Origin of the sequence: Sphingopyxis sp., assembly GCF_016463645.1 — a bacterium.
In the GTDB taxonomy this organism is placed as follows: domain Bacteria; phylum Pseudomonadota; class Alphaproteobacteria; order Sphingomonadales; family Sphingomonadaceae; genus Sphingopyxis.
The window spans coordinates 1-2,070 of the sequence record NZ_JAEMQX010000249.1 but is presented as its reverse complement, the minus strand read 5'-3'; the positions used below and the strand labels follow the sequence as shown (position 1 = coordinate 2,070).

The 2,070-nt window shown below is 63.8% G+C and carries 1 protein-coding gene; it reads left to right on the top strand.

What is annotated here, in order from left to right; genetic code table 11:
* The coding region (locus JHC57_RS22190) for a Tn3 family transposase (protein ID WP_294032727.1) at positions 1 to 2,070 on the top strand (2,070 nt) is incomplete at both ends.

Sequence of the window (2,070 nt, the reverse complement as noted above, 5' to 3'; positions counted from 1 at the left end):
AGCGCGAGATTGCGCGTCACTATACGCTGACCAGCGACGACCTGGAAATTGTCGGCCGCCGTCGCGGCGATGCCACCCGGCTCGGCTTCGCGATGCTCCTGCTCACCATGAGATGGCCCGGTCGTGCGCTGGAAGCGGGCGAACTCCCGCCCGCCCCTGTGCTCGCTTATGTGGCCCGCCAACTCGGCGTCGCGCCCGAAGCATTTGTGGACTATGCTCATCGGGATCAGACCCGCCGCGAGCATCTTGTCGAAATCCGACGATCGCAAGGGTTCAGGATTTTCGACCGCGATGCGTTCCGCGAATTCGTCGCCTTCTTAATCCCGATCGCACAGACCATCATCCACCCCGGCCAGATGGCAAGCGTCATCGTTCACGAACTTCGGCGTCGGCAGATCCTCCTGCCTTCTTCGTCGATTCTCGAAGCGGTGCTGCGGCGCGCTCGCCAGCAAGCCGAACAGATTACCTATGAAGTGCTCACGAACGGCCTGCGGCCCGACACATTACAGGGCCTGGACGATTTGCTGGCCCGACGAACGGGGCAGGCCGCGACATGGTTATCCTGGCTGCGCAATGCGCCACAGTCGCCAGCAGCGCGCAATATCCTTCGCCTGATCGAACGGCTCGCCTATGTCCGCGCGCTGGGCCTCGATCGCGGTCGGGCCGACATGATCCCGGCTTCGACTTTTGACAGGCTGGCGGACGAGGGCAGCCGCATCACGCCCCAGCACCTTGGCGAACTCAATGCCCTGCGCCGACATGCGACGCTGGCGGCAACCGGCATCCGCCTTGAGGAAGACCTGACCGACGCAACCCTGACGATGTTCGACAAGCTGTTGGGCAGCATGGTGCGCCGCGCCGAGAACCGGACCCGCGACAAAGCCCTCAAGACGGTGCGCGAGCTACAGGTCCATCTCCGGACGCTCACAGGGGCTTGCCGCATCCTTATCGATGCTCGCACCAACGGCGTAGAATCGCTGGCGCAGATCAAGGCGCTTGATTGGCAGCGCTTTGCCGTGGCGGTCGAACAGGCCGAAGTGCTCGGGCGACCGGAAACCGTCGATCGCACCGCTGAATTGATCGAGCGGCATCGCGCGGTAAAGCTCTTTGCCGGCCCCTTTCTCAACACCTTTGAATTTCACGGTGCCGGTGCGGTGCAGGGACTCCTGTCGGCACTGGCCATTATTGCGGAGCTATATCGGACCAGCAAACGGCGCTTGCCTGATCGTGTGCCGCTGCGCTTTGTGCCGTCAGCATGGCGGCCGTTCGTCCTGCGGGATGGCATCGTCGATCGTGCCGCCTTTGAACTATGCGCGCTGTCGCAGCTACGCGAGCGGCTGCGAGCGGGAGATATATGGGTCGCGGGAAGCCGCCAGTTTCGTGATTTCGACAGCTACCTCATCCCACCGGCCACCTATGCGGCGCTTCGCGAAAAAGGGCCCCTGCCGCTCGCCATCGAAACAGACTTTGAGCGCCATATCGAGGAAAGGCGCACCAGGCTCGATACGGCGATCGAACAGGTGACGGTCCTCGCGCGACAGGGCGACCTGCCCCAGGTCAGGCTTGACGAAAACGGCCTCATCATCTCGCCGCTGAAGGCGGCAACGCCGGCCGCTGCCGAAATTGCCCGTCGCGCAGCCTATGATCGCCTCCCACGGGTGAAGATCACCGACCTGCTGCTTGAGGTCGATGCCTGGACCGGGTTCAGCGAATGCTTCATTCACCGACGTTCGGGCCGGGAGGCCGACGATCGCAATGCGCTTCTTACCGTCATCCTCGCCGACGGCATCAATCTCGGCCTCACGCGCATGGCGGAAACCTGCCGGGGCGCAAGTGTGCGCCAACTCGCCCATCTCCACGACTGGCATATCAGCGAGGCCGCCTATGGCGAGGCGCTGGGAAGGCTGATTAACGCCCATCGCACCATGCCGCTCGCCGCGCTGTGGGGAGACGGAACCACCTCGTCGAGCGACGGACAGCAATTTCATGCGGGCGGTCGTGGGGCCGCGATCGGCGACATCAACGCGCGCAGCGGCAACGAACCGGGCGTCGCCTTCTACACCCATGTCT